The sequence below is a fragment of the Psittacicella hinzii genome, assembly GCF_003585885.1.
Lineage (GTDB): Bacteria > Pseudomonadota > Gammaproteobacteria > Enterobacterales > Psittacicellaceae > Psittacicella.
Window position 1 is genome coordinate 1 of sequence record NZ_NRHC01000122.1, and the last position, 3,190, is coordinate 3,190.

General features: G+C 32.9%; 2 protein-coding genes. One reads left to right on the plus strand and one right to left on the minus strand.

Annotated elements, in window-relative coordinates:
* Positions 1-333 precede the first annotated feature (333 nt).
* The gene (locus tag CKF54_RS07350; protein WP_119525705.1) at positions 334-2,025 is read right to left on the minus strand and encodes a 5'-nucleotidase C-terminal domain-containing protein; all 1,692 of its coding nucleotides are present in this window, start codon (positions 2,023-2,025) and stop codon (positions 334-336) included.
* A gap of 502 nt (positions 2,026-2,527) precedes the next feature.
* Between CKF54_RS07350 and tsaE the strand changes: the two genes are divergently transcribed.
* Entirely contained in the window at positions 2,528-3,034 is a 507-nt protein-coding gene (gene tsaE, locus CKF54_RS07355) for a tRNA (adenosine(37)-N6)-threonylcarbamoyltransferase complex ATPase subunit type 1 TsaE (RefSeq protein ID WP_119525706.1), read from the plus strand.
* Positions 3,035-3,190: the final 156 nt, after the last annotated feature.

Genomic DNA, 3,190 nt, shown 5'->3' on the forward strand with positions numbered 1-3,190 from the left:
CTCGCCCCGGGCACCATTTTCTTTTTGTAAAGTAAAAGAGAGATTAGTAGATTTTAAAACTATTTTACTAAGCTAAATAGTGATTTAACTTAGTAAAATAGTTTTTTTCTGTTTTAAGCTCCTGTTTTTGAAACTCTTTAAGCAAAAATAAAAAAAGAGATTAATCTTCAGACTTAAAAAAACAAGACTTAGCTAAAGCTAAAATCATAAAGCTTAAGTTTAAGATAAAACTAACGTAAGATAAATTCCAGAAATAAAAATTAATATAAAGTAAAGGCAACTAGTTAAACTAGTTGCCTTTTACTATTTGTTCGATTATAAATTTTGTTAAATTTATTTTACAAATGTTGGACCTTGAACTTGTAATTTAGCCCCATCAATTACTGGGTTTAAAGCAAAGTAGTCAACAAATGCTTTTGCGTCATTGTAACCAGTGTCTACATAAGTAGGGTTACCGATAATTGCAGGATAACCGTCACCACCATTAGCTAAGAAGCTTAAAACAGCCATTTTATATGTTTGACCGTCTACTAATGGTTTGCCTTGTACTTTAACATTGCTTACTACACCTGTTTCTTTGTTGTAGTCAAATGTGATACCTGCGTATTGTGGGAAACCACCACCTTGGATATTAACAATTTTTGTTAAGTATTCAACTACTTCAGCAGGAGTGAAATCTACAGTTGTTAAAGTGTTAGCAAATGGTTGTACAATTAACACATCGCGGTAAGTGATTTCACCAGCTGGTAATGCAGCACGTAAACCACCTGAGTTTGAAATTGCAAAGTCAGCTTTAGCGATTGTACGTTGTGCTTCAGCAGCTAAGTAACCTAATTTAGTTAATTCAGCACGTGAAGTTGGTAACTCTTCAGTTAGAGTTGCAACTTTAACTTGTAAAGCTGAACTACCTTTATCTTGGTAAACTTTTAATGCGTCATAAACTTCTTTGTTAGCTTCTACTGGAGTAGCTGCATCTTCATAGTAAGTTTTGCCGTCTTTGTCTTTTAGACGATTTTTTAAGTTAACTGGAATTAACTCATAGCTAACTAAAGTAGATTTACCATCTTTAACTTCAAACTCAGCTTTACCTACATAGTGACCCCAGTAACCAGATTGAACGATTGGCATGTTGTTTGAATAAGGAACTTTACATGCTTGACCTGGTTTGTAGTTAACTAATTCACCTGCATCATCAACACATGCAATTACGTGAGTGTGACCAGATACGAATAAAGCTACAGAATCTTGTGGTAAGTTTTGTGCTAGTTTGTAGTCACCATATGGTTGTGCACCATGGTTACCATTAGGGTAATAACCTAAGTGGCTTAATGAGATTACTACATCTGCTTTACCATTTTTAGCTTCAGAATCTTTTTGTGCAGCTAAGAAAGCTTCTGTTGGATCAGTGAAGTTAAAGTTTTTAGTGAAAGCAGGGTTAGCTTGGTATCTAGTAGATGGAGTTGTAGTACCAATTACTAAGAAATTTAAACCATCTTTGTTAAAGTAAGTGTATGGTTCGTAGTATGGAACTTTTGAACCATCTGCATTTACATATTCAATATTTGCAGATAATAATGGAGCATTTAACCAATCTTTTTGAAGCTTCATTTTCTCTTCTGAAACATCAAACTCATGGTTACCAACAACTACTGCGTCAAAACCAATCAGGTTCATACCTTTGATATCAGGCTCAGCAAATTGCATATCTGATTCAGGAACGCCTGTATTGAAGTCACCAGCATGTAAAACAACTACAGGTTCACCTTTAGCAGCTGCTTCTTTACGTACATTTTCAACGATAGTTTTAATGTATGCAAAACCACCTTGACCACGGTTATCTTCCCAGAAACGACCATGAGTATCGTTTACGTGAAGAACAACATAACGAGTTGGTTTTTGTTCAGTTGCTGCTGATGTTGTTGTAGCTTGTTGTTCAGCTTGTGGTTTACATGAAGTTAAACCTGTTAATGCTAAACCTAATGCTGTTGCTGTTAGAACTGTTTTAAGTAAGATTTTAGTTGCCATGTGCACCCTTGAAAATGGTCTCAAAATTGTTTTAACTAAAGGTATTTAAGAGCTAGAGTAAATAAGCAACTAAGAAAGTATAAATCGGTTAAGTTGTCTTAAAGGCACCAGATACTTATTTATACACTTTTATGTTTCAAAAGATTCAAGAGAATTAACACTTTTGAAAGATAAAAAATTTCAAAATTACCATTACTTTACTATATCTAATCTAATAAAAAATTGAATCCTTTATTAGAATACGGATAAGGTGTTAGTCTCTTAAATAAATTTTCCATAGTATAAACCAAAATTTAACTTTATACGCTAAAATTTTATAAATTTGTTTATTTGATCACATTTTTAGTTAAAGTTTTTGAGAAATAAAATCATTTGATAGGTCATTACTAATCAAATTACTACCAAATGATAGAAAGTGATCAAGTAACAAAATCATAAATCTTTCAATTTATTGTATAATAGGAGCAATTGTAAAAATTATCACAATTTCGACAAAGGATATATGCAAGATTTTAAATTTTTCTTTCGTAGCCAAGAAGAAAGTGAAAAATTTGCTCAAGAGCTTTGGCAACTAGCAAGCAAATTTTCGCAAAAGAAATGCTTTTTAATTTACCTACTAGGTAATTTAGGAGCAGGTAAGAGTACTTTTAGTCGTGCGTTTATTAGAGCTGCTGGTTACCAAGGAAATATTCCGAGTCCGACTTACTCTATACAAGAAGATTACGCTGTAGCTGATTACACTATTTATCATTTAGATCTTTATCGTCTTTCAGATATTTATGAATTAGATGTGTTAGGTTTCTTTGATAATCAAAAAGCTAACACGGTGTATTTAATTGAATGGCCACAGCTAATTATGGAAGATTACCCTGCGAGCTTAATTTTAAATTGGCAACATGTAGCTGAAGATGCAAATTGTCGCGCTTTAGAAATTAAGCTAGGCAGTAATTTGTCAGCTTCAGAAAGAGATGCTTTAGCTTTAGATTTAGCTAAACTAGCAGAAAAATAAGTTGCTGATCTAAAGAATGCTGATGTGCTAGCAGTTTGCTCTAGCATTATTAGCGTTTGTAGATCGAAATCTGCAGATCTAAATCTGTAGATCATAAAATTGAAAGATCATAAAAGCAGATAACCCAGAAGAAATCTTCTTCTGGGTTATCTGCTT

Coding starts and splice junctions, on each gene's coding strand:
- CKF54_RS07350 (WP_119525705.1), bottom strand. CDS start 2,025: ATGGCAACTAAAATCTTACTTAAAACAGTTCTAACAGCAACAGCATTA.
- tsaE (WP_119525706.1), top strand. CDS start 2,528: ATGCAAGATTTTAAATTTTTCTTTCGTAGCCAAGAAGAAAGTGAAAAA.